This is a genomic window from Cupriavidus sp. SIMBA_020 (genome assembly GCF_046535395.1).
In the GTDB taxonomy this organism is placed as follows: domain Bacteria; phylum Pseudomonadota; class Gammaproteobacteria; order Burkholderiales; family Burkholderiaceae; genus Cupriavidus; species Cupriavidus campinensis.
Genome location: NZ_JAWRWU010000886.1, coordinates 1 through 262, shown reverse-complemented (window position 1 = coordinate 262; position 262 = coordinate 1). Strand labels below are relative to the sequence as shown.

Sequence of the window (262 nt, the reverse complement as noted above, 5' to 3'; positions counted from 1 at the left end):
GCCTGTCCATTCTGACTGAAACCAATAACCGGGAGCAGGCGCGGCTCTATGCCGAAGCAGAACAGACCAGTGCACTGCTGAGACAACGACAACACCGGATCGAGGAACTGAAACGTGAGAACGAGGATTTACGCCGCTGGGCTGATACTCCTTTGCCTGCTGACATTATCCGGCTGCGGGAACGTCCGGCACCCACCGGAGGTACAGCTTACCGTCAGTGGTTGTCCGCGAGTGACGCCGTGTCGGCTGGATCAGGCAACGC

General features: G+C 58.8%; 1 protein-coding gene and 1 pseudogene. Both read left to right on the top strand.

Annotated features, from left to right (window positions below; all coding sequences use genetic code 11):
* Positions 1-2: 2 nt before the first annotated feature.
* Positions 3-191, top strand: a pseudogene (locus SB751_RS31965) (hypothetical protein); the annotation flags it as partial.
* Positions 127-262 (top strand): Rz1-like lysis system protein LysC (gene lysC / locus SB751_RS31960; protein ID WP_410749262.1); only part of this gene is annotated, 136 nt, incomplete at its 3' end. The pseudogene SB751_RS31965 and the gene lysC, both read left to right, overlap by 65 nt.